General features: G+C 29.6%; 19 protein-coding genes, 1 tRNA gene and 1 riboswitch. Of the genes, 17 read left to right on the forward strand and 3 right to left on the reverse strand.

Annotated elements, in window-relative coordinates:
- Positions 1 to 45 precede the first annotated feature (45 nt).
- From L1S46_RS07290 to L1S46_RS07315, 6 genes are all read left to right on the forward strand, one after another.
- Positions 46 to 1,512, forward strand: a complete 1,467-nt coding sequence (locus L1S46_RS07290; protein WP_238899663.1) for an FMN-binding protein — start codon at positions 46 to 48, stop codon at positions 1,510 to 1,512.
- A gap of 629 nt (positions 1,513 to 2,141) precedes the next feature.
- A complete protein-coding gene (locus tag L1S46_RS07295; RefSeq protein ID WP_012059244.1) occupies positions 2,142 to 2,858 on the forward strand; it encodes a response regulator transcription factor in 717 nt (238 codons plus the stop codon).
- Entirely contained in the window at positions 2,842 to 4,233 is a 1,392-nt protein-coding gene (locus L1S46_RS07300) for an ATP-binding protein (RefSeq protein WP_238899664.1), read from the forward strand. Before L1S46_RS07295 ends, L1S46_RS07300 begins: the two co-directional genes overlap by 17 nt.
- Before the next feature lie 68 nt (positions 4,234 to 4,301).
- Positions 4,302 to 5,519, forward strand: coding sequence for an HD domain-containing phosphohydrolase (locus L1S46_RS07305; protein ID WP_238899665.1), 1,218 nt, complete (start codon positions 4,302 to 4,304; stop codon positions 5,517 to 5,519).
- A gap of 274 nt (positions 5,520 to 5,793) precedes the next feature.
- Positions 5,794 to 6,069 (forward strand): CD3324 family protein, encoded by a 276-nt coding sequence (locus tag L1S46_RS07310; RefSeq protein ID WP_017209248.1) that lies wholly within the window; start codon positions 5,794 to 5,796, stop codon positions 6,067 to 6,069.
- Between the two features lie 152 nt (positions 6,070 to 6,221).
- Positions 6,222 to 7,775 (forward strand): ABC-F family ATP-binding cassette domain-containing protein, encoded by a 1,554-nt coding sequence (locus L1S46_RS07315; protein WP_238899666.1) that lies wholly within the window; start codon positions 6,222 to 6,224, stop codon positions 7,773 to 7,775.
- A 403-nt stretch (positions 7,776 to 8,178) separates the two neighbouring features.
- Here L1S46_RS07315 and L1S46_RS07320 read toward each other — a convergent pair whose 3' ends face one another.
- Positions 8,179 to 10,704 (reverse strand): helix-turn-helix domain-containing protein, encoded by a 2,526-nt coding sequence (locus L1S46_RS07320; RefSeq protein ID WP_238899667.1) that lies wholly within the window; start codon positions 10,702 to 10,704, stop codon positions 8,179 to 8,181.
- Between the two features lie 317 nt (positions 10,705 to 11,021).
- Here L1S46_RS07320 and L1S46_RS07325 point away from each other — a divergent pair, with 317 nt between their 5' ends.
- The 3 genes from L1S46_RS07325 (at position 11,022) to L1S46_RS07335 (ending at position 14,793) form a co-directional block, all read left to right on the forward strand.
- On the forward strand, positions 11,022 to 11,957 hold the full coding sequence (locus tag L1S46_RS07325) for an NAD(P)H-dependent oxidoreductase (RefSeq protein ID WP_017209245.1): 936 nt from the start codon (positions 11,022 to 11,024) through the stop codon (positions 11,955 to 11,957).
- A 460-nt stretch (positions 11,958 to 12,417) separates the two neighbouring features.
- A riboswitch (cyclic di-GMP riboswitch) is annotated at positions 12,418 to 12,501 on the forward strand.
- Between the two features lie 125 nt (positions 12,502 to 12,626).
- Positions 12,627 to 14,348, forward strand: a complete 1,722-nt coding sequence (locus L1S46_RS07330; RefSeq protein ID WP_238899668.1) for a methyl-accepting chemotaxis protein — start codon at positions 12,627 to 12,629, stop codon at positions 14,346 to 14,348.
- Between the two features lie 277 nt (positions 14,349 to 14,625).
- Entirely contained in the window at positions 14,626 to 14,793 is a 168-nt protein-coding gene (locus L1S46_RS07335) for a hypothetical protein (RefSeq protein ID WP_017209243.1), read from the forward strand.
- A gap of 207 nt (positions 14,794 to 15,000) precedes the next feature.
- Here the strand turns inward: L1S46_RS07335 and L1S46_RS07340 are convergent, their stop codons facing one another.
- A complete protein-coding gene (locus L1S46_RS07340; protein WP_155715502.1) occupies positions 15,001 to 15,141 on the reverse strand; it encodes a hypothetical protein in 141 nt (46 codons plus the stop codon).
- A gap of 291 nt (positions 15,142 to 15,432) precedes the next feature.
- Between L1S46_RS07340 and L1S46_RS07345 the strand changes: the two genes are divergently transcribed.
- The 3 genes from L1S46_RS07345 (at position 15,433) to L1S46_RS07355 (ending at position 16,567) form a co-directional block, all read left to right on the forward strand.
- Positions 15,433 to 15,603 carry a Spo0E family sporulation regulatory protein-aspartic acid phosphatase gene (locus tag L1S46_RS07345; RefSeq protein WP_238899669.1) on the forward strand — a complete coding sequence of 57 codons (171 nt, stop codon included), beginning with the start codon at positions 15,433 to 15,435 and terminating at the stop codon, positions 15,601 to 15,603.
- Positions 15,604 to 15,616: 13 nt separating this feature from the next.
- Positions 15,617 to 15,701, forward strand: a tRNA-Ser gene (locus L1S46_RS07350).
- 248 nt (positions 15,702 to 15,949) lie between these two features.
- Complete coding sequence (locus L1S46_RS07355) at positions 15,950 to 16,567, forward strand: DUF5105 domain-containing protein (RefSeq protein WP_012059235.1); 618 nt, start codon at positions 15,950 to 15,952, stop codon at positions 16,565 to 16,567.
- 402 nt (positions 16,568 to 16,969) lie between these two features.
- On the opposite strand, the gene L1S46_RS07360 is transcribed toward L1S46_RS07355, so the two are convergent.
- A complete protein-coding gene (locus L1S46_RS07360; protein ID WP_017209239.1) occupies positions 16,970 to 17,287 on the reverse strand; it encodes a hypothetical protein in 318 nt (105 codons plus the stop codon).
- A gap of 739 nt (positions 17,288 to 18,026) precedes the next feature.
- Between L1S46_RS07360 and L1S46_RS07365 the strand changes: the two genes are divergently transcribed.
- The 5 genes from L1S46_RS07365 (at position 18,027) to ftsH (ending at position 23,850) form a co-directional block, all read left to right on the forward strand.
- On the forward strand, positions 18,027 to 18,671 hold the full coding sequence (locus tag L1S46_RS07365) for a glycoside hydrolase family 11 protein (RefSeq protein ID WP_012059233.1): 645 nt from the start codon (positions 18,027 to 18,029) through the stop codon (positions 18,669 to 18,671).
- 283 nt (positions 18,672 to 18,954) lie between these two features.
- On the forward strand, positions 18,955 to 19,785 hold the full coding sequence (locus L1S46_RS07370) for an SUMF1/EgtB/PvdO family nonheme iron enzyme (protein ID WP_077830270.1): 831 nt from the start codon (positions 18,955 to 18,957) through the stop codon (positions 19,783 to 19,785).
- A 147-nt stretch (positions 19,786 to 19,932) separates the two neighbouring features.
- Positions 19,933 to 20,820: a fructose bisphosphate aldolase gene (locus L1S46_RS07375; protein WP_238899670.1), complete on the forward strand. Its 888-nt coding sequence runs from the start codon at positions 19,933 to 19,935 to the stop codon at positions 20,818 to 20,820.
- 371 nt (positions 20,821 to 21,191) lie between these two features.
- On the forward strand, positions 21,192 to 21,875 hold the full coding sequence (locus L1S46_RS07380) for a zinc metallopeptidase (protein WP_077830268.1): 684 nt from the start codon (positions 21,192 to 21,194) through the stop codon (positions 21,873 to 21,875).
- 91 nt (positions 21,876 to 21,966) lie between these two features.
- The gene (gene ftsH / locus L1S46_RS07385) at positions 21,967 to 23,850 is read left to right on the forward strand and encodes an ATP-dependent zinc metalloprotease FtsH (protein WP_077830267.1); all 1,884 of its coding nucleotides are present in this window, start codon (positions 21,967 to 21,969) and stop codon (positions 23,848 to 23,850) included.
- Positions 23,851 to 24,130 lie beyond the last annotated feature (280 nt).

Below are 24,130 nucleotides of genomic sequence, written 5' to 3' on the forward strand. Positions count from 1 at the left end.
GAAAAACAAATTTATTAACATGGATAGTAGAATGGGAGAGAGACGATGAAAAAAGCAATATCAAGGTTACAAGGATTGAGATTAATTTCTCAAATTATGTTTTTAATTTTAATGCCAGAATTAGTTGCAGTGATTTTTAATCAATTTAAAAAGCTATACTCAATGGTTCTTAAAGGAAATTTTGATGTAATATCAGTATGGCCTCAATTATTAGCAATGATTACAATTTTTATTATAACCATAGTACTTGGGAGATTCTTTTGTGGATGGCTTTGTACCTTTGGAGCTATTAATGATTTTATCTACATGGTATCAAAAAAAGTATTTAAAACAAAATTCAAAGTAAATGAAAAAGTAGATTCTATATTAAAATATTTAAAATATGTTATTTTACTATTTATAATAGTAGTTATTTGGACAAGTGGTAGTACAGCGTTTGATAGTTATAGTCCTTGGGATGCATTTGCACAGCTTGATAATATTTCGGGTGCTATAGCAGGTTATACAGGAGGATTTATAATACTTGCAATAATAGCAATTGGAGCAGCTTTTATAGAAAGATTTTTCTGTAGATATCTTTGCCCGCTTGGAGCTGTCTTTTCAATCCTATCGAAGGCTAGAATTTTAAAAATAAAGAAACTTAGAGACAAATGTGGACCTTGTAGAATATGTACAAATAATTGTTCAATGGGAATAAAGCTTTATGAAATGGATAAGGTGAGCAGTGGAGAATGTATAAATTGTTTTAAGTGTATAGATGTTTGCCCTAGAAAAAATACTAAAGTAAATATTTTAGGTGAAGATGTAAGTCCATTACTTCCTAGTGCAATAGCTATTGCTGCATTTACTGGAGTAAATGCTTTAGGTGGTGTTATGAAGGATACAATCCCTAATCATTCATCAAATAATACTGTTGCTAGTAGTTCAGATATTAACAAATCAGAGCAAAAGAAATATAAAGATGGAACATATACAGGAGTAGGGAAAGGTAAGAATCCAGATTTAAAAGTTGCAGTTACTATAAAAGATAACAAAATCACAAATGTAGAAATAGTATCTAATAATGAAACAAAAGGCAAAGAAGCCTTAAATACTATCCCTAGCAAAATTGTAGATACACAATCTACAGACGTTGATGTAGTATCAGGAGCTACAATGACAAGTAAGGGAATTATGGAAGCAGTAAATGATGCTTTAAGCCAAGCGGAAATCAATGTTTCATTAACATCTAATAATCAAGGAAAATATAATGATGGAACTTATGACGGAATTGGGCAAGGTAAGGGCCCAGAGTTAAAAGTTGCAGTTACAGTAAAAGATGACAAAATCACAAATGTAGAGATTGTATCTAATAATGAAACAAAAGGAAAAGAAGCTTTAGCAGTAATTCCGAGTGAAATTATAGAAAAACAATCTACAGAGGTGGATGCAGTATCCGGTGCCACAATGACAAGTAAGGGAATTATGATGGCAGTAAATGATGCACTAAATCAAGCTATAAGAAATGATTAATTCTTTAAATACAGACATAATTTAATTTTTTTGTAAATATTCATTTAAATAGATGCTTCATAGACATCTAGTAAGAATAGAATATATTTATTTTTTCAAGGGAAAATAGAATGTATTTAAATTTAAGGAGGAATTAATTTTAAATGGTATAAAAGTAATTGGACATAGATTTTTTGGTGCAGTTCCTTATGTTTCTGATGAAACCCGCAAGGATTATCTAAATGAAGTAGAAAAAATAATAAAAGATAAAATATAGAGCTTCTTATTTATTGTTAATTAGGGAATTATGAATTAAGATTATATCGTGGCAGAATGAAATAGGCTAGGATATAATCTTAATTTGATATATAAATAAAGATAAATCATCTAGTTAAATAAAAGTAAATGACAAACTAGGAATTGAATCTAAAAATAGTTTATTTGTAATTTCTACAACATAAGCTGTAATTATTATATTTAGTGCAACACCGGAATTTCAAATAACTAAGTTACATATGATATTTTTAAGTAAAAGCAGCCTTTGCAAAAATTAAATTAAAATTTCTATAGTATTCTTAAATAAAAGTAATATAAGGTAAAAATTATTAAACATTTAACTTATAATTTTAAAATCAGATAGGGGATAAAATATGCTGGAAGAGAAAAAGGTTCTTATAGTAGATGATGAGAATAAGATAGTTGAAGTTATAAAATCATATTTAGAAAAAGAAGGTGCAATTGTATTTGAAGCATATGATGGAAATCAAACATTAGAGGTCTTTGAAAGGATTAATCCAGATTTAATAGTTCTAGATTTAATGCTGCCAGATATGACAGGTGAAGAAATCTGCAGTATAGTTAGAAAAAGATCTAGAGTACCAATTATAATGCTTACAGCAAAAATTGATGAAAAGAGTATAATTTCAGGATTACATATGGGTGCTGATGATTACATAACTAAACCTTTTAGCCCAAGAGAGCTTATAGCAAGAATATATGCAATATTTAGAAGACTTAATGAAGAAGTTGTACCTTTATCTAATGAAATTTCATTTAATGATAATGATTTGGTAATAGATATGTTAAAGAAAGAAATACGGAAAAATGGAGAGAATATAGGGCTTACCTCAAGGCAGTATAAAATATTGATGACCTTACTTAAGTATCCTAACAAGACTTTTACAAGGGAAGAGCTTATAAGTACGGCACTTGGAGATGATTATGATGGATATGATCGTAATGTAGATACTCACGTTAAAAATATAAGACAAAAGATTGAAACCAATCCTAAGGATCCACAGTATATAATTACTGTCCATGGAACAGGCTATAGGTTTGGAGGAGAATTTAATGAAGAAAAATCTTAGAAACAGACTTTCACTTTCATACATATTTATAACAATGATTTGCGTAGCACTTATTAGTATCCTTTCACATTTCTTTCTTGTAAATCAATTTAAAAATTATGTTATACAAGAACGTCAAAGAGACAATAAAATTATTGTTGCAGCTATAAGTCGTGAGTATAGCAATAGTTCAAATTTTAATGTTGAAGCAATTCAAAGTATTGGCGCTGGTGCAATTGAAAATGGATTATTTATTACCGTAAAAGATGCATCAAATAAAGTAATATGGGATGCTGAAACTTACAATAATATTAAATGTGAAGAAGTTAAAAATCGTTTGATTAGTACAATGGAAAAGATTTTTCCAACCTGGGAAAGTGAATATTCTAAAGATGAATATCCAATAATAAATAATTCTAATAAAGTAGGAGATATAAGTATAGGTCATTATGGCCCTTTTTATTATGATGAAAATGACATAATGTATTCAAAAACACTAAATAAAATACTTATAGGTGTTGGAGCAGCTTCTTTATTATGTGCATTAATATTGGGATTGATAATGGCTGAAGGATTAAGCAGACCAATTTTGAAGGTTATAAATATAGCAGAGATGATTTCAAAAGGGGATTATAGTCAAAAGATTGAGAAGAAATCAAATGTTGAGGAGCTAGACAAACTAACTGCCACCATTAATAGTCTTGGGTATTCTCTTAATGAACAAGAAAAATTAAGGCAAAGACTAACAAAAGATGTTTCCCATGAACTTAGAACTCCACTTTCTACCCTTCAAAGTCATATGGAAGCGCTGATAGATGGAATATGGGAGCCAACTCCAGAGAGGCTTATAAGCTGCCATGAAGAGATACTAAGACTTAAACGTCTTGTAGGAGATTTGGAGAAGTTAGCACAGTATGAAAGTGAAAATCTCGTTTTAAATAAGACGGAATTTAATATTGGTGAGGCTGTTAAAAATATAGTTTTAAACTTCGAAAAAGAATTTTTAAATAAAGGTGTATCTTTAATTTTTCATGAGAAAGATATTGTTGGATATTTAGATAAAGATAAAATAAGCCAAGTTGTAGTTAATCTAATATCTAATGCATTAAAATATACTCAAAAAGGTGGTAAAGTGGATGTTAATATATCTGAAGATAACAATTATATTGAAATAAGCGTTAAGGACACAGGGATAGGAATATCTCAGGATGATTTACCTTATGTGTTTGAGAGATTTTATAGAGCAGATGAATCAAGAAATAAATTAACAGGTGGAGCAGGGATAGGTCTTACGATTTCTAAGTCTATAGTTGAAGCACATGGTGGAAATATAACATTAGATAGCATAATTGGTAAAGGAACTAATTTTGTGGTAAAAGTACCGAAAATAGTATAAAATATTTTTATACTATTTTCGCTTTTTTTTATACAAAAGATAAATTTGATGTAACAAGGAGGAGAATTATGTTATTTAGGTTAAATGAATTTCTAATGGCTGTTTCATTTGCTTTAGACTTTGTGGAGATGGATATTCTTGGGATGGCATCTAACCATGGAAAAAGAACTGCATATATTTCAATTAGTATTGCTAAAGAACTGGGTCTGAATTCTGAAGAGCTCCATGATGTAGCTGCACTTGCAATGCTTCATGACAATGGGTTAAGTGAATATAGCCTGCATGAAAAATTGGCTACAAAAGAATTAAAAAATGCAGCATTATTAGAAGGGGTAAAAGAACATTGTACAATTGGAGAAAGTAATATTAAAAACTATCCATTGCTTACTAATGTGAAAAATATAATAAAGTACCATCATGAAAGGTATGATGGTACAGGATTCTTTAGATTAAGGGGAGAAGAAATTCCTCTAATGTCGCAAATTATAGCAATTGCTGATGCTTTAGAAAAGACCTTTGATTTGCAGAATAATAATCACAATATGCAAAACAAAGTTTGTGAATTTGTAAGGAATCAAGAAAATATATCATTTTCTTCAAGAATTGTAAAAGCGTTTTTTAAAGTTACTGAAGAGGAAAAGTTCTGGATGAATTTAGAAAATAGTTTTATTAGTATAGAATTAGAAAAAAGAATTCCAAAGCATAGCCTGGAATTATCATTTGAAGAGATTCATGGTATAACTAATGTGTTGTCAAAGATTATTGACTCTAAATCTAGCTATACTCAAAGGCATTCTCAAGGCTTATCAGAGAAGGCAGCTATTATGGCAGATTTCTATAACTTAGAGAAGGAAGAAAAGATGAAGCTAATTATTGCTGCAGATCTTCATGATATTGGTAAACTAGCGGTGCCAAATGATGTATTGGACAAGCCAGATAAACTTTCTGATGAGGAATTTAAAATTATAATGAAACATCCAGAGTACACTAGATTAGCACTTCAAGAAATAAAAGGATTTGAGGATATAACTGAGTGGGCTTCAAATCATCATGAAAAGTTAAATGGAAAGGGATATCCTTTTGGTATGACAGACAAAGAATTAGATTTTAATTCGCGTCTTATGACTTGTCTTGATATTTATCAGGCACTTACAGAGGAAAGACCATATAGAGAAGGATTATCCCACGAAAAAGCAATGGAAATACTAAAAAGTATGATGGACAATGGATTTATAGATACTAAAATAACTAGAGATATTGATTGTGTTTTTAGTAAGTTGAGTTAAACTATAATGAAGTATCTTCTTATGATTTAGGAATACGGATTACATTTGAGATTCAAAGCGTCAAAATTGACACAAGTTATTGTGATATAATATTATATAATAAAAAGGAAGTGAATTCATTATGTTTCTAGTAATAGTAGTTAGCTCCATGCAAAGATTATAATATGTGAAAAACTTTTGCCTGGAGCCAATATATCAACAGTAAGTTTTTCATATTATAATAGGTCTTTGTATCTTCATTTAGATATTAAATGTAGAGTGGAGCGAAGAAATTATGAAATATGAAAAAGCGCAAAATATACTGCCATATAATATAATTGAACTAATTCAAAAATATACAGATGGTGGATATATATATATACCAAGAAAAAATGAAAATAAAAAATCATGGGGAGAAAATACTGAGACTAAAAGATATCTTAGTGCAAGAGATAAAGAAATTTTTAATAAGTATTCATCTGGAATGTCCGTTAAAATTTTAGCTGAACAGTATTTTTTAACTGAAGGTAGTATTAGAAGAATAATAAGGAAACAAAAAAATTCTACTTAATATAAGAGAAAAGGCATATTTTTCACAGTCATTACTATGGAGAATATGCTTTTTTTCAGCATGATTATAAACATTACAGATTTATTCTTAAACTTGGTCTTCATATTACATGATGATATCATTTATTATGAGGACACAAGGAGATGTAAAATATGAGTATTTTAACAATTGAAAACATGAGTCATTCATTTGGCGATAGGATTTTATTTAACGATGTATCTTTTAGGTTATTAAAAGGAGAGCATATTGGCCTTGTTGGTGCTAATGGAGAAGGAAAGTCGACTTTTATGAAAATAATTACTGATCAAATATTACCAGATAAAGGCACTATTGAATGGAATAATAAATTCAGTATTGGTTATATGGATCAATTGGTTGATTTGAAAGAAGGAATTAATGCGTTAAATTTCTTAAAAGAAGCATTTGATAATTTATTTAATATAGAAAGTAAAATTAATAGTCTATATATTGATCTTCAAAATATGAGTGAGAAGGATATGGAAAAATCTTTAAATAAAATTGCTATTATGCAAGAAATATTAGATAAAAATAATTTTTACAGTATCAATTCAAAAATACAGGCAACTGCAGTAGGTCTTGGAATTAAGGACCTTTTAGATAAAGATGTTTCAACTTTAAGTGGCGGGCAAAGAACTAAGATTTTACTCGCTAAATTACTTTTGCAAAAGCCAGATATTTTATTACTGGATGAGCCGACTAATCATTTAGATGAAGAGCATATTGAATGGCTAAAAAATTACTTAGTAAATTATGAAAATGCATTTATATTAATATCGCATGATAATGTTTTTTTAAATAATGTGGTAAACGTAGTTTATCATCTTGAGCACAAAGTATTAACAAGATATGAAGGGAATTATGACTATTTTATTAAACTATACGAAATACGAAAAGAACAAAGATTGATTGAATATAAAGAACAACAAAATGAAATAGAAAAGCTTGAAGATTATATAAGAAAAAATAAAGCAAGAGCCTCAACTTCAAAGCAAGCTAAATCAAGAGAAAAGAAACTTAATAAGATTGAAAGAATAGAAATAAAAAAAGAAATTATAAAACCTCATTTTAATTTTAAAACTGTAAAAATGCCAGAAAGTATAATCCTTGAAGTAAGCAACTTGATTATCGGATATAACAGACCTTTAAGCAAACCTTTAAACTTAAAAATGAAAAGAGGACAAAAAATTGCAGTAACAGGAGCTAATGGATTAGGAAAGACTACTCTGCTAAAAACCTTACTTGGAATGCTAAAACCTATAAATGGTGAAATCACTTTAAGTGAGCATAGAAAAATAGGATATTTTGAGCAGGAAATTGCATGGAATAGCACTAATTCAGTTTTATATGATGTTTGGAGTGAGTTTCCTCACCTAACTCAAACGGAGGTAAGAAGAGAATTGGCCAGGTGTGGATTAACAAGGCAGCATATAGATAGCCCTATTAATATATTAAGCGGAGGAGAGCAGGCTAAAGTCAGATTATGCAAACTTATTAATGAATATACAAATGTATTAGTATTAGATGAACCAACAAATCACCTAGATATTAATGCTAAAAATGAATTAAAGCGTGCATTAAAAGAATATGAAGGAAGTATGATTTTAGTATGTCATGAGCCGGAATTTTATAAAGATATTGCTACAGATATATGGGATTGTGAAGAGTGGGGGAGTTTTAGTATATAAAAGTTTTAAATAGAAAATAATTATACAACAATTTTTAAACGAAGATGGATGGCTAGTAACAGCAGTATATGAGTATTTGGAAAGTTCAATTTCCATGTTTGGTTATTCAAAGAATTATATTGCTGGTTCTTGTGAATTTCTTAGCTATGGCTCAAATGACGAATCTATTTGGGAATCAAAAATTTAAAACTTTGACCAGTAAGTACTTAATTAAGACTAGAATATAGAAAAGTAATTACTGAATAGGTAATTGTTCTAGATTAGAATATTATAAGAGATAAAGGAACAAAATCATAAATTAATCCTAAGTAGAATTAGATTTTTAATTCTACTTAGGATTTTTTGGTCATTAGGTTTATAAAACTACTTTTTAAGAGATGGGCGTCAATTAAAGGAAAAATGATTAATTAATATTTCTATAAATGGGCTTTAATTCTATTAATCGTACTTCATGTGGTTCTAGTTCGGCAGTTATTGTTAGTGAATTATGTTCAGTATTGATGATTTTCTTTTGAATTCTTGGTAGTGATACAGATTTTAGATAATCAATATCAGTCTTATTTTGTAATGGCAATCCACCTAATTCAAGCCATTTATCAAAAGAGCTTCCATAATTCTTATTAACGATAGTCTCAGTTAGCTCATAACAGATTTCAGAAAGATTTATAAATGGAAGAATTACTTTTAATATATTTGTTTTTGGAAATGGTGTATATCGATTAGTAAAAGTCATATCAAACACTTCACCTGCTGCATATAGTTTTGAATAGTGCTGGTAATTATATAAGATAATTTTAATCGAAGATCCATTTGTAGTTATAAAGAAACCATCACCTTTTTGAAGCAATATATCACCAAGATTATTAAGCATTTTAAAAACATAATAATGAGATTTTTTTATTCCGTTATAGGTGAAAACACCTTGTCCACCATGGTACAATTCGTTTTTCATTTTTACTTCCTCTGTAAAATCAGATAATTGCCAATAACCGAAACTTTCAAGATTATCATAATTTTCTAATATATTTTTTGCAATATAAGCTGATTTATAGGTGGTATCATTTATCAGCTCATTATTAGAAATCGAAGAATTCCACCCTATTAAGTATAGTTTTTCAGTTTTCCAATCTTTTTCTTTGATTCTTTTTCTAATACATTGAATATTTTCTTTTAAAGAATTTTCAGATTCTACATATACAAGATATTTTTGCATTTCTAAATGAAGTTTTTTCGAAAGAGTAGTAGAATCACCATCTGGAAAACTCATAGGATAAAAATGCATAGTTAAAAAATCTGGTATGCAGTTATTTGATTTGCAGAAATTCATAAAAGTGTCCATCCAGTCATTTGAACCTGCCAATGTGTTAGAGAAAACAGGTGAACTTCCAAAATTAATGCAAGGATCAATATTCTTTAATGAGGTAAATGTCTCTTTAAAAAGAATAAAAAAATCATTGCTATTTTCAAAGCCAAACATTTCTATTAAATCAGGCTCATTCCATAAGAAAAACGGCCAAGATTCAACTTCTTTTTTGCCATAGCGGGAAATTAAATGTTTGATAAGTTCTTCGATAATATAAGTCCACTTTTCTATGCTTTTAGGAAGGCTAATAATCGAGTTAATAAAAAACATTGTACGAGAAGGATCCAGTGCAAGTTGTTTTGGCATAAATGAAAGTTCCATAAAAGGTTTTAGTTTAATTGAAAGAAGAAAATCTACTACTAAATCAATATAAGTAAAGCATAGTTCAGATTCACCATCTTCATTTTCAGAATAAAACATCATCTCATCATCGAATAATCCATGAAAACGGATATATCTAAATCCAATATCTTTTTGCATTTCACGGAGCATATCTTGATTTTCAGAAATTAAGATATGCTTTGCCTTTCCAATACAGATAAGAGTTTTAAATGTATGCTTTAACTGAACTCCCTTTATTGAAATATCAATTGGATTTACTTCACATATTGTAGTATGTTGTTTAGTCTCTTCTGGAATAATAACGTCATGTCTTAAATAATCTACTAAACGATTAAATGAAGTATTATGGCGTAAAGCAAAATAATTTACACTTTCCGTAATTTTCTTTTTTGTGCCAAGATCATATGCATCCATATTTTTTCGATATGAACTTGGAAGGCAGGAATATTTGCTTTTAAATGAAGAAACAAAGGAACGTGTATTAGAAAAACCATTTTTTTCTGCAATATATTCAATTGTTAAGTTAGGATCAGTTAAATCTTTCATTGCATGAGAAAGTCTTATTTCTATTAGGTAATCACTAAAACTAATGCCTATAAAATCTTTAAATATTTTTGAAATATATGGCGTAGATAGATAAAACTCATCTGATAAAGAATTCAGAGAAATTTTATTTCTATAATTTTCGCTTATATAATGTAATATGTTTTTTATTCTCTCTGAATTTTTATTTATATCGGTAGAATTTGCAGAATCTTCCACTTTAAAAGTGCTAGTTAATATATATAACAATTCATAGATATATGATTTATTTAAAAGTTCAACATTCTCGTCTGGGTTAACATTAGATTTTACAATTAAGGCAAGAAGGCGCTTTAATCGTATAAATTTCTTTTTATCTGCTTCTATAGATGAATTGCAATCAAACCTATTTTGGGCAAAGCGAGAAATTTCAGGGTCCAATGCAGAAATATCAATTTTTAGTGATAATACTTCACATTTTTTCCCATATAAGGAATGTACATCGAACATATTTATAAGAATAAGATCGTCTTCATGTAAAGTATATTGCATATTACGACACTGAACTCGAACGCTGCCAGCTAATATATATATTAGCTCTATGCTTTTATGCCAATAGCGTTCTAGGTTTTCAATTGCTAGAACGGAAAATTCCATGGGAGACGAGGTTTTAAAAGTTATAAGTTCCTGATTTATATTCATAAAATACCTCCATAAGAGATAATATATAAATTTTAACTCATCTAATATATGATGTGATAAATTTATAGCATTATCAAGAAAGGATTATAACATATAATAAAGCAAGATGAAAATGATTATGTAAAATTTTAATATTTTTACTGTTAAAATTTAATGAATGCTTGCGAAGTTATAATCTTTATTAAAAAATAAATAGAAATTTACAGTTAATAAAATATAATACCTAATTTTTTATATAATTGTTGAATGCTAAAATAGTAACGAATGATACGTTGTGTATAGATTTTACATTAACGCAATAATTGGAGGTATAAAACATGAAAATTTTAGGTATTTCAGGTGGAAGAAAAGATAGTAATAATGATGCTATGTGTAAAGAAGCTTTAATAGCAGCGAAGGAAATGGGGGCAGAAATCGAATTTGTTCGTTTATTGGATTTAGATATAAAACCTTGTACAGGCTGTACAGCTTGTGTTAACTCACTTATGACAGGAAAGGGAAATATGTGTGCCTTAAAAGATGACTTTGATTGGTTATTAGATAAGATGTTAGATGCAGATGGAATAATTTTTGCAAACCCTATTTTTTGTAAAGGTGCTCCAAGTGCATTTTTAACAATTAGGGATCGTTTTGGGCCAAGAATGGATAGAGGGAATAATGTTGTAGCTACTAAGATTGCAGAGGAAACAGGCGGTAAAGCTCCAGATCCAAGAATTCTAAAAGATAAGGTGGTTTCTTATATAGGAATTGGAGGTTCAGATTGGGTTACAGCATTCCAATGTGATTCAGGAATCCAAGCATTGACTCCTATGTGGAAAGTTATAAATAATGAAGTTTTTCCATGGTCAACTGCAATAATCGTAGATGATGAGAAAGTTTCAAAAGTCCATGAAATAGGAAAGAATCTTGCAGAAGCTGCAAAAGACATTGAAAATGCTTCTTATAAGGGTGAAGAAGGCGTATGTCCACATTGCCATAGTAGAAATTTCTTCTTAGATAGAGAATCTACACATGCTGTCTGCTGCCTATGTGGTATTGAAGGTGAAGTTAAGATAGTTGAAGGTAGAGTAAGATTTGAATTTCCAGAAGAACAATTAAGCCACGCTCATGATACATTGTCAGGAAAGTTTATTCATGCTGATGATATTAAAAAGACAGTTGAAACAACTATGAATTTAAGGAAATCAGAAGAGTATAAGAAGCGTTTAGAAAATTATAAAAATTTTATTACATCAATTAAGCCAGAAAAATAGGTGGAATATTATTTTATAAAATAGGAGCGAAATGAGTAGCTTTAGAATAAAAATATCATTTTATTCGAATTAATATTCTGTCCACGACTAAAAAGATTTTTATTATCATGGAAAAATTAGAGGTTAGTGCTGTTAAATTAAAATAGCATTAGCCTTTTAAATATTTATATATAATCTATTTTGAACTTTCAATAATAACGAAATATTCATATTAATTAAAGCCCCAGAATTTAGGTGGTTATTTTGGCTTAATGAATTTATTAAGTGCTAGAACAGAGTAAAGTTTTATTGTTATAATGATAAGAGAGGTTTAATTAAGGACATCTAAAACGAGTATGTTTAAATGGCAACTTAGGATATTATTGGAATGAAATTCGACAATTTATATTAAGAATCATTGATTTTCTTACATGAATATGATAATATTTCTATATATTAGGTAAGTGTATTTATAAAAAATAGAACAATTGGAAGCGATGAAAAATTCTCTATATCTGGGCACTTTGAGAATTTGGAGCTAGTTGTGCAACCGACCAATTAAAACTTAGTAATACATAAATATATTAAGTTTTTGTTGGTTTTTTATTTTTAATTAATCATTTTAATAAATATATTGTAATAATGAAATTATATTTAAGATTCTAGTATTAAGATAAGGGGGACAATAAAATGACGTGGCTTAATAATTTAAAGGTAGGTAAAAAATTAACTTTACTTATAATTTGCTCTTTAGTAGGATTATTTGCAGTGGGAATAACCGGCTACTATTTTTTACAAACGTCTAGTAAAAGTATGGAGGTCATGTATAGTGAAAGACTGCTATCAAGTGAATGGCTTAGTGAGTCTAGAGTACATGCAAGGGCTATTTCAGCTGACATTTTTAGAATTATGGTAACTACTGATAAAAATGAAAATAGTAATTTAACAAAAGATATAAATGCTCGTGCCGAAGAATTTAACAATTATATGGCTCTTTATAAAAAATTAAAATTAGATGATTTTGAGGCTGATAAGATCAGTAAGATTGATAGTAATTTAGCTAAATATAGGGAGGGGAGAAAAGTAGCACTAGATTTAGCTGGTGAAAACAAAAATCAAGAAGCCTACGAATACTATGAGAAGAACGTTGAATCATATGCTGATACTTTCTTAGCTGATTTAGTTGAACTTGGAGAACATAATAGACAAATTGCTGAAAAAATAAACTCTCAGGATAAAACAAATTTAAAAATTGCAACAGTAACATTTTTAAGCATTGTAATTATAGCTTCAATTCTAATAATTTTATTAGGAATATTAATAACAAAACGTATCACAAAGAGATTAAATGATTTTGTAGTATTTATAGGTGCTTTATCCCAAGGTGATTTTTCTATAGAGATAAAAGAAGATAATCTTAAGGATAAGAGTGAATTTGGTGTTGTAACTAATGCTTTAGATAAGATGACCAAAAACATTATTGAACTAATAAAACAATTAGGAAATACATCTGAGCAGTTAGTATTATCATCTGAAGAGCTTACAGCAAGTGCTGAGCAATCAGCAGATGCATCAAATCTAGTTGCATCCGCAGTAACAACAATGGCACATGGAGCAGATGAGCAATTTTCTTTTGCTAATAGTACAAACAAAGTGGTTGAAAACATATCTAATAAGATAAATGTAGTATCTGAAAATACAAAATCTGTTTCATCTTTAACAGATAAGGCAAAAATATCAGCAAATGCTGGTGAAGATGCTGTAGAGAAGGCAATGAATCAAATGGAAATAATAGAGAAAAAGACTAGTGAAACATCGCTTATTATAAGCGAGCTTGAAGAGAAATCAGTGAAAATTGGACAAATACTTGATACAATCCAAGGTATATCAGAGCAAACAAATCTTCTAGCATTAAATGCGGCAATAGAATCTGCAAGGGCTGGGGAAGCCGGGAAAGGTTTTAGTGTAGTAGCGGAAGAAATTAGAAAGTTAGCAGAACAATCACAAGAGGCAACTAAAGAAATAGCTGGAATTATTAATGATGTGCAAAATAAAACCAATAGTGCAGTTGCTGTTATGAATGAAAACTCAAAGGAAGTTAAAACAGGAGCAGATGTTGTTGATGTTGCAGGAATAAGTTTTAAGGAAATCCTTCAAATGATAATAGAAATATCTAGTCAGATTCATGAAATATCAGATTCTATCACTGAAGTAACTGTTGGAACTAAAGAATCTGTTGATTCAGTAAATAATATTAAAAACATAAGTAGTAATATAGCTGATGAGACTCAAACAATATCGGCAGCTGCTGAGGAACAATTAGCATCTGTTGAGGAGATAGCTTCATCTAGTAAACTTCTATCTCAAATGTCTGAAGAGTTAAGAAGGATTATAGCTAAGTTTAAAATATAGTTATTTAAAAAATACTTATTTATAAGAGAAATAATGCTGATATATATCGAAGATGTATAAACTAGGAATGTGATAAGGAATCAATTTAAATATAAAATTTAAATAATCTAATGATTATAGTTAATTTATTTTTTAAAGTAATTCAATATTCTAAATGCTAATTCTAAATAATCTAGGCACTTACGTATAACTTGTAAGTGTCTATTTTATTGCAGTTTTTATACTAGAGTATATTAATCATACAAAAGAAAACAATAAAAATGGAGGTGATAGAAGTATGAAGAATTTAACCGACAAGGAAAAAGTATATTATGAAAAACATTTAAGACAAGATATAGCAGCAGAATTTGAAGAAGAAAAAGATTCGGGAAATCAACCAGAAAATCCAGGCAGATATCATTTTACCCAAGATTACAATTACCCAATATCATCAAGAAAAAGATAGATGCTAGGATATCTATTAATTGTAAATAAGAAAATATACATTTGTAGTATTACATTAAATTAGAGGTAATGCTTTTTATTATTAAATATAGCTAGTAAAATAAATGTTTCTGTATTTAACTAAGACAAAATTCTAAATTATAGAGGGATTTATTTTGGAAGGAAAAAGCGTTTAGAATTATTCTAAGCGCTTTTTTTGGCATCCTAATCATAGTATTTTATGGTGCTTTATAGATTCATTGAACTTTAAATTAATATTTATTTGTCTTATAATCTCTGGCACGTTTACTAATATAGTAAGTATGGCGCCAACTATATAAAATATTTCATTTTCATTATTTGGCATCATAAACACCTCATTTACTTTTAATATATTAGATACACTTAAGAAATGTTAAACAATATATACAGAGAACAATAGAAAATTAGGTTATAAAACAGATGTGGAGTTATTAATCCAGAAATATATAACTTTCATGCGTTCATAATATTAAGTAATTACATTTGAAGTTCTGAGGTTATACATAGAATATATGTAAATAATATGAATATTTTAGCTAAAACATATTTATGTAACAAGTGATACATGAATTTTACTATTTAAGGGTTATACTAATAAAAAAGTAAAGGAGGTAAATATTTGGAATATTTAAAAGAAAAAGAGATGATGATTAGTAGAATGAGGCAAGCCTTATGCAAAATTATGGGCGATGAAGAAAATTTATTAGATTGGGAGGTGATTAGTGCTTGTAGAAGATTAAATTTTGCACTGAATGAGTACAATGAATTACTAAGGAGAACAATTAAATAATATACTCTTATATGGAAAATTGTCAGAGTGGTTTAATGGGCTGGCTTACTAAGCTAGTGAGCGTAAAAGCTCCACAGGTTCGAGTCCTGTATTTTCCAACAACTTATATTATAGTTTGTAATATATGCTTATAGCGAAATGTGAATAAAGCAATTGAGGCGCTCTAGTTAAAAATTTCTAGTTTGCCTCTTTATTATTTAACTTAACCGATTACATATATCCCCAAGTATTGAATTAATATGAAATAAATGTTGAAATTAATTGGAAAGTATAATAAAATATTAACCATGTGGTAATTAATGTATTGCTATATGAAATTAAATACTATATTTTAGGGGGAATAATAATGAAAAAAATCAAAAGAATTTCTACCATATTGTTAGCTGTTATGATGGTAACAATAATGCTAGTAGGTTGCGGAACAAAAGCAACTCCAGAAGAAAGTGCTAAAATATTTTTAGATCTACTTTTAAAAGATGATAAAACTAATATGGACAAGATAGGGATGAAGGAAGAAGATTATACTGAATTTAGAAGTAGCTTTGATGATGGAATGATGATGGCCCTTGGAAACTCAGGTTTAGATGAAAGCATTCTAACAGATGATATAAAAAATTCTTTTAAGAAAGATATTATTACAGGATTAACTAAAGTGGAATATGAAGTGGTTTCTGCGTCAACAGATAAGGACACATCAAAAGTTCAAGTTAAAATAAAAGGGTTTGATATGAAGAAAATCACTGAAAATGGCCAAAGTGAAATAATGAAAAAAGTTACTGAAAACCCTTCAATGACTAAACAACAAATATATACAGAAGCTTTTAAGCTTATAGGGGGCAGTATGGCTTCTGGAATATTAAAAGAAGAACCACAGACAGTAACAATAACATTAACTAAAAAAGGCGGTGCTTGGTTACCGGGTGAAGATGATGTTGTAACATTAATGAAGGCAATTGCCCAATAGAGTAAAAGAAAAAGCAGTAGTTAGAAGAAATTTTTCTACTGCTTTATTTATTTCTTAAAATTTATAAATAAATGTGATAAAATGTAGTTGTGAAAGTTGAATTATCTTCAATTTTTACTTTAGATCCCATTAAGTGCAGTCATTAACTTGACTGCATTTTTTTATTCTTTAGGAAATTATAATGCAATTAAATTTGTGGATAACTTTATAGTAGTATATTTTACTATGGTTAATACTATAAAAGAATAAAAAAATAAATCATATTCGCCTGCATAAAATGTTCTTTTTTGAGTAAATACATTTAAAAGCAGTAGATCAAAAAGTTTAACTGCTGCTTTTGGTTTTGAAATTATATTGCTGCTATTGTGTAAAAAATTTAAAGTATATGAATTGGGAAAGTTTTTAGGAGAAAGTAACAGGAGTATTCCCAAAAATTATAACTGAATAGCCATAGTTAAAAGGTTTGAGAGTTTGTTCGTTTGATTGAGAATCTAGCCTTGTAAGTTCTCTCATGTATTGATTATTATCAATGACGAAAATAATAACTCTGCCATTAGGGTCATTAATTCTAGCCGTCACAGGAGAACCTATTGGTAGATTAATATCTCGTACATTATAAATACCTTGACTTAAACTTATGGGAGCAGCACTGGTATTTTGAGCTAAATTAGTAAATGACAATAATAAAAATATAAAAAACACTATAGTAGATTTTTTCATAAGATATTTCCCCTTCCATAGTACATTTAAAGCAAAATTTACTAGTGAAATAAGTTCCTTTGAAGGATCTGAATTAAGTAATTTACTTAATAGAATTAATCATTTTAATATATTCCAACATTAGTTATGCGTAATTCATAAAAAAGTATTCAATTACTCATTAGTTTGGATAATAATTAATCACCTATATGTGAATTTATAAATAATAATAAAGCTCAAAGGACTTATATCATTTCTTTGAGCTTTATTTATAGTGATTGCAGATTATGTTGAATTTTTAGTCTTTTTAGATTTTATTAGGCTATTTCGATTTAGATATGAATATTTCTGCAATAAATTATTAGATTTTAATGAACTTTTCTTATATTGTGCTGATTTATGTAAGCCATAAACAGAAATGTGTATATAAATTTATATAAAATACATAATTTATTATATTTCCTATTAAATGTAAAATGGATAAAATAAGTATGTAACCGATTTAAACTAATTTTAAAATTATTCTAATAACTCTAAGTTCTTTTCAGAAAATTAATTTTATTATTATTAAATCTTAAGTAACTTATTAACAGAATATCATTGGGGTAAACACTGAAAATGTCAGCACATTATAAAAAAGTGAAAGTGAGTGATTAAAAGAAACGGTAATATTCAAGTAGTATACAGGAAAGTAGAAGAAATAAAACTATTTTATGGTGTAATGTAACTTAAAGGTTATAATCAAAAGGGGGAAATGAAAATGAAAAAAAGAGGATTAAAATTATTTTTAGCGTCATTAATGTGTTGCACTCTTGCACTTTCTGTTGTAAACGTAAACGCATATGCAGCAGCAACAGACTATTGGCAAAATTGGACAGACGGTGGTGGAACAGTAAACGCAGTTAATGGATCTGGCGGTAATTATAGCGTTAATTGGAGTAACTGCGGCAACTTTGTTGTTGGTAAAGGCTGGAATGCTGGATCATACACTAGAGTAATAAACTATAATGCTGGTCAATTTGCACCTTCAGGTAATGGTTATTTATCATTATATGGATGGACAAGGAACTCACTTATAGAATATTACGTTGTTGATGACTGGGGAACTTATAGACCGACTGGAAATTACAAGGGTACTGTAACTAGTGATGGAGGCACATACGATATATATACTGCTACTAGAACTAATGCACCTTCTATCGATGGAGTTACAACTTTCCAACAGTTCTGGAGTGTTAGACAATCTAAGAGATCAATTGGTACTAATAATACCATTACTATGAAAAATCACGCTGATGCATGGGGAAGTAAAGGAATGGCTTTAGGTTCTAGTTGGGCTTATCAGATGATAGCAACAGAAGGATATCAAAGTAGTGGAAGTGCTAATGTAACAGTATGGGAATAGATTGTCTAGAAATATGAAGATGATTTATACTTAAGTGATTTGAAATTATTAAAAAATTTTTACTCATTTTTAAGGCTGATTAGAATTATAGTTAGCAGATTTATAGATTGAAAATACTTACCTGTATATTGCTTAAATATTACCTTTAAGGCTTGATTAATAAGTCTTAATATTTCAGGGGTCGTTTCTCGAAAGATGAACGGCCTTAAACATTCAGTTAGTAAAATTAACTTTGAGATATTATTTCACATAAATTTTATATGAATTTGAAGGAGGTATATTAATGAGAAAATTATTAATATTTCTTTTAATGATAATAATGGTTTTTGTCAGTGCTTGTTCTAAAGAAATAAGTGATAATCTTGTATTGGTCAAAGGTGGAGATTTTGTAAATACAAAGTCAAACTATTATGGAAAAAACATAAAGTTATCGGATTTTTATATAGGTAAGTATGAAGTTACTCAAAAGGAGTGGAGTGAAATCATGGGAAGTAATCCATCACAATTTAAAGGTAATAACTTACCTGTAGAAATGGTGAGCTGGTATGATTCTATTGAATACTGTAATAAAAGGAGTCTAAAAGAGGGGCTGAAGCCGTATTATAATATAGACAAAGATAAAAAGGATCCTGATAATAAAAATAATAATGATGATATAAAATGGATAATAATGATTAATGAAGGAGCTAATGGTTATCGCTTGCCAACAGAGGAAGAATGGGAATATGCTGCAAGTGGAGGTCAGATGAGTAAGAATTATATATACAGTGGAAGCAACAATGCAGATGAAGTAGCTTGGTATTGTAGAAATGCTGGAGATAAGTATTTAACAGGGAATTGGAATTGGCCTGAAATACAAAATAATAATAACAAAACAAAATCTATAGGTATGAAGAAACCGAACGAATTAGGACTATATGATATGTCTGGCAATGTAAGAGAATGGTGTTGGGACTGGTATAAAGGTTTGGATATTAGCAGCGTATCTGTGAAAGTAACTAAAGGCGGAGGCTGGATTGGCGATGTTACTTGTGGAGAGGCAGCGTTTAGAGGAAAGTATGATGCAAGTGGCAAGGCTCCAGATCAAGGTTTTCGAGTGTGTCGAAGTAAGTAAGAGATAAGAGCTATAGCTAAAAATGATAATTATTAGAGATGTACTTAAATTTATGATATTAGCAAACGCATAATTAATAGAGAAAGACACTATAATAAAAAGTAAGACATGATTCTAATCTAAGATAAAGAGAAGGAGGAGAATTAGATGAATGAAAATCAAATGAAACGAATACATACAGGTAAAGGGTTTATTGCAGCTTTAGATCAAAGTGGTGGCAGTACTCCAAAAGCGTTACTTGAGTATGGGATTAAAGAAAACAGTTATTCTAATGAGGATGAAATGCTTGGATTAGTACATGAAATGAGAAAACGCATAATAAAGAGTCCGGCATTTACGTTAGAATATATTTTGGGTGCTATATTATTTGAAGATACAATGTATCGCACTATTGACAATCAATATACACATGATTATCTTTGGAAGGAAAAAAATATTGTCCCTTTCTTAAAGGTTGATAAAGGCTTAACTGAAATTGAAAATGGTGTACAGCTTATGAAACCAATAAGTAATTTAGATGACCTTTTAAAGCATGCAGTAGAAAAAAATATTTTTGGAACAAAAATGCGCTCAGTTATTAAGGAAGCAAATGCTAAAGGAATTAAAATGTTAGTTAATCAGCAATTTGAAATTGGTAAACAGATTGTAGAAGCAGGTCTTGTTCCTATTATTGAGCCAGAAGTTGACATCCATAGCACCGATAAGGAAGAATCTGAAAAACTTTTAAAACTTGAAATTTTAGAGCAATTATCAAAACTTGATAAAGAAACAAAAGTGATGCTTAAACTTTCAATACCAACTCAAGATAATTTCTACATTGATTTAATAGATGAGCCACATGTTGTCAGAGTAGTAGCTCTGTCAGGTGGTTATAGTCAAGCAGAAGCAAACGAAAGACTCGGACGCAATAATGGATTAATTGCCAGTTTTTCAAGAGCTTTATCTCAAGGGCTCACTGCTCAGCAAACTGAAGAAGAATTTAATGCAACAATATCAAAATCAATTAAGGAAATCTATGAGGCATCAATAAAATAATTCAATAGTATATATTGTGATTAAGTAGTGTAATAAAACTATGTGCCTATTTATTGATGATTGAACACTTTCTCTAGCTCCTAAATAAGTAGTTACATTTATAAAATGTCGGAATGTAGTGAAAATTAAAACAAAATAGAAATTTGTGAATTGATATGTATTGACACCATATAATAAGGTATGATATACTTCATATAACTTAGGGGAGTAGCTTATAAGCTATAGAGCCAACAACCGGCAATTAAAACTGCCTGGTTCTATACTCCAAATGGAAAGCAAGACCTTTGATACGATTTAGTTGTTACTGAATCAGATCAAAGGTCTTTTTTGTTAAATTAAAACTATAAAATCAAGGTAGTGGAGGGATAAACATGGACATTTATTATATTATTTTAGTTTTACCGGCATTGGCTTTTTCGCTTTATTGTCAATTTAAAGTAAAAGGAACCTTTGACAAGTATAGCAATTATGGCAATGCTAGAGGATTTACTGGTGCAGATGTTGCAAGGAGAATTCTTGATAGAAATGGACTTTATGATGTAGATGTAGTTCCGATAGCAGGTAGTTTAACAGATCACTATGATCCTGGAAAAAAGGTAGTGAGATTATCTGAATCAGTATATTACAGCAATTCTGTTGCAGCCATAGGTGTTGCGGCTCATGAAACTGGACATGCAATACAACATAAAGTACAATATGCACCACTTTCTATAAGAAGTGGGCTTGTACCAATTGCAAATATAGGTTCTATGGCAGGCCCATATATGGCGATTTTTGGATTAATATTTCAAATTCCTTTGCTTGCACAACTAGGCATAGTGTTTTTTACTGGTGCGGTAGCATTTTATTTTGTAACTTTACCAGTAGAATTTAATGCAAGTAAAAGAGCAATATCAGAGTTAGAATCCCAAGGAATACTTAGTTTTAATGAAATGGCTCCTGCAAAAAAAGTGCTAAATGCAGCAGCTATGACTTATGTTGCTTCTGCAATAACTGCTGTTGCAAGTTTGCTTCACCTTATATTTTTATTCATGGGAAGTAGTGATAGAGAATAATAAATTATCATGCATGGAGCGTGTTAAAGTCCATACAATACAGGTTATTTGGTTAAGGTTGTAATTTGCTAATATTAAAGGAGGAAATTTTATGTTTCAAAATAGAAAAGGGTCGCCTAATAAAAAAGGATTGCCTGATAAAAAGGAGTTACCGAAATACATTATAGCAGCGCTCATAATTACATTAGTAATAAATATAGTTATAAGTTTGATTTCTCAGTCAAATCATAAACAAATTGATTATAGTGAATTTCTTACAATGGTAAATAATAAACAAGTGGAATCAGTTGAGATTTATAGTGACAAGCTTGTTATAACACCAAAAAGTGATGAGGATGCTTCAGCTATAAATAAAAAATTATATTATACTGGCAACTTAGATTATCCCCAACTTGTAGATAAACTATATAATGCAGATGTAAAGTTTACTACACCCGTAAAAAATACTCAGTCTCCAATTATCGGTTTTATACTTTCGTGGATTATACCTTTTGCTATATTCTATATGTTAGGTAATTGGTTCATGAAGTCTTTAAGTAATAAAATTGGAGGAGGCGGAGGAGGATTTATGTCCGTCGGAAAAAGCAATGCTAAGGTATATGTTGAAAAAGCTACAGGAGTATCTTTTAAAGATGTAGCAGGTCAGGAAGAAGCTAAAGAATCTCTTAAGGAGATAGTTGATTTCCTTCACAAACCTGAAAGATATACGAAGATAGGAGCTAAGCTGCCTAAGGGAGCACTTTTAGTAGGACCTCCAGGTACAGGAAAGACATTGCTTGCAAAAGCTGTAGCAGGAGAAGCAAAGGTACCATTTTTCTCACTTTCTGGGTCAGGTTTTGTAGAGATGTTTGTAGGTGTTGGAGCTTCAAGAGTCAGGGATTTATTTGCTCAAGCTGAAAAGCAAGCACCATGTATTATTTTTATTGATGAAATTGATGCAATAGGTAAGAGTAGAGAAGGTAATATAAGTGGAAATGATGAAAGAGAACAGACATTAAATCAATTACTTGCCGAAATGGATGGCTTCGATTCTTCAAAGGGAGTTGTTATTCTTGCAGCAACAAATAGACCAGAAGTACTTGATAAAGCGCTATTAAGACCTGGACGTTTTGATCGTAGAGTTATAGTAGATAAACCAGACCTTAAGGGAAGAGAAAATATATTAAAGGTTCACTCCAAGAATATAATAATGGATGAAAGTGTTAATTTAAAAGAGATAGCACTTGCTACTGCGGGCGCTGTTGGAGCTGATCTTGCAAATATGGTTAATGAAGCTGCTTTAAGAGCTGTAAGAATGGGGAGAGATACGGTTAGGCAGGATGACTTATTTGAGGCAGTCGAAACTGTAATTGCAGGTAAAGAGAAAAAGGATAGAGTAATGACTGAGAATGAGAAAAGTCTTGTTGCATTTCACGAAGTTGGACATGCATTAGCTTCAGCGCTTCAGAAAAAGACTCAGCCAGTTCATAAGATTACAATTGTTCCAAGAACAATGGGAGCACTTGGATATACTATGCAGATGCCAGAAGAAGAAAAGTACCTTATGTCTAAAGATGAATTGCTAGAACAGATAGTTGTTCTGCTTGCAGGAAGAGCAGCTGAAGATCTTGTGTTTAATGAAATAACTACAGGTGCTTCAAATGATATTGAAAGAGCTACTAGTATTGCAAGACAAATGGTAACAATGTATGGAATGTCAGAAAAATTTGGTATGATAGGACTTGAATCAATTCAAAACAGATATCTTGACGGCAGACCAGTAAGAAATTGTTCAGATGAAATATCTGCTGAAGTTGATCGTGAGGTCATGAATATAATCAATGAATCATACGAAAAGGCAAAAAATCTTCTAAAGGCGAATATGGAAGCTTTGGGCAAAATATCATCGCATCTTATTTTCAAAGAAACCATAATGGGTGATGAATTTATGAAAATTCTAAACTCAATTCAAATAGATGAGCCAGTTAATGTTTAAAATTAAGAAAGTTTCCTGATAAAAATTTTTATAATGTGTTTCAAAAAATAAATATTCTTCAGAATATTAGAATAGATATTCTGAAGAATACTAGAATATATATTCTAAACCATATATATTCTTAAGAATATGCTGGAATAATGCCAATCTTAGAGAAAGGTATGTGAAATTAAAGCAAGGTGATGATAATTATTTAATAACCAGCTTAAGCTCATAAATTTCATTCAATATTCATAAGATATGATTAGTAATATTTTATAAATATAATAAATAACATAAA

Source organism: Clostridium sp. YIM B02500, assembly GCF_022324665.1.
In the GTDB taxonomy this organism is placed as follows: domain Bacteria; phylum Bacillota; class Clostridia; order Clostridiales; family Clostridiaceae; genus Clostridium; species Clostridium beijerinckii.

Excerpts from the sequence above, each read along its gene's own strand:
- L1S46_RS07290 (WP_238899663.1), top strand. The coding sequence starts at position 46 with ATGAAAAAAGCAATATCAAGGTTACAAGGATTGAGATTAATTTCTCAA.
- L1S46_RS07295 (WP_012059244.1), top strand. The coding sequence starts at position 2,142 with ATGCTGGAAGAGAAAAAGGTTCTTATAGTAGATGATGAGAATAAGATA.
- L1S46_RS07300 (WP_238899664.1), top strand. The coding sequence starts at position 2,842 with ATGAAGAAAAATCTTAGAAACAGACTTTCACTTTCATACATATTTATA.
- L1S46_RS07305 (WP_238899665.1), top strand. The coding sequence starts at position 4,302 with ATGTTATTTAGGTTAAATGAATTTCTAATGGCTGTTTCATTTGCTTTA.
- L1S46_RS07310 (WP_017209248.1), top strand. The coding sequence starts at position 5,794 with ATGAAATATGAAAAAGCGCAAAATATACTGCCATATAATATAATTGAA.
- L1S46_RS07315 (WP_238899666.1), top strand. The coding sequence starts at position 6,222 with ATGAGTATTTTAACAATTGAAAACATGAGTCATTCATTTGGCGATAGG.
- L1S46_RS07320 (WP_238899667.1), bottom strand. The coding sequence starts at position 10,704 with ATGAATATAAATCAGGAACTTATAACTTTTAAAACCTCGTCTCCCATG.
- L1S46_RS07325 (WP_017209245.1), top strand. The coding sequence starts at position 11,022 with ATGAAAATTTTAGGTATTTCAGGTGGAAGAAAAGATAGTAATAATGAT.
- L1S46_RS07330 (WP_238899668.1), top strand. The coding sequence starts at position 12,627 with ATGACGTGGCTTAATAATTTAAAGGTAGGTAAAAAATTAACTTTACTT.
- L1S46_RS07335 (WP_017209243.1), top strand. The coding sequence starts at position 14,626 with ATGAAGAATTTAACCGACAAGGAAAAAGTATATTATGAAAAACATTTA.
- L1S46_RS07340 (WP_155715502.1), bottom strand. The coding sequence starts at position 15,141 with ATGATGCCAAATAATGAAAATGAAATATTTTATATAGTTGGCGCCATA.
- L1S46_RS07355 (WP_012059235.1), top strand. The coding sequence starts at position 15,950 with ATGAAAAAAATCAAAAGAATTTCTACCATATTGTTAGCTGTTATGATG.
- L1S46_RS07360 (WP_017209239.1), bottom strand. The coding sequence starts at position 17,287 with ATGAAAAAATCTACTATAGTGTTTTTTATATTTTTATTATTGTCATTT.
- L1S46_RS07365 (WP_012059233.1), top strand. The coding sequence starts at position 18,027 with ATGAAAAAAAGAGGATTAAAATTATTTTTAGCGTCATTAATGTGTTGC.
- L1S46_RS07370 (WP_077830270.1), top strand. The coding sequence starts at position 18,955 with ATGAGAAAATTATTAATATTTCTTTTAATGATAATAATGGTTTTTGTC.
- L1S46_RS07375 (WP_238899670.1), top strand. The coding sequence starts at position 19,933 with ATGAATGAAAATCAAATGAAACGAATACATACAGGTAAAGGGTTTATT.
- L1S46_RS07380 (WP_077830268.1), top strand. The coding sequence starts at position 21,192 with ATGGACATTTATTATATTATTTTAGTTTTACCGGCATTGGCTTTTTCG.
- ftsH (WP_077830267.1), top strand. The coding sequence starts at position 21,967 with ATGTTTCAAAATAGAAAAGGGTCGCCTAATAAAAAAGGATTGCCTGAT.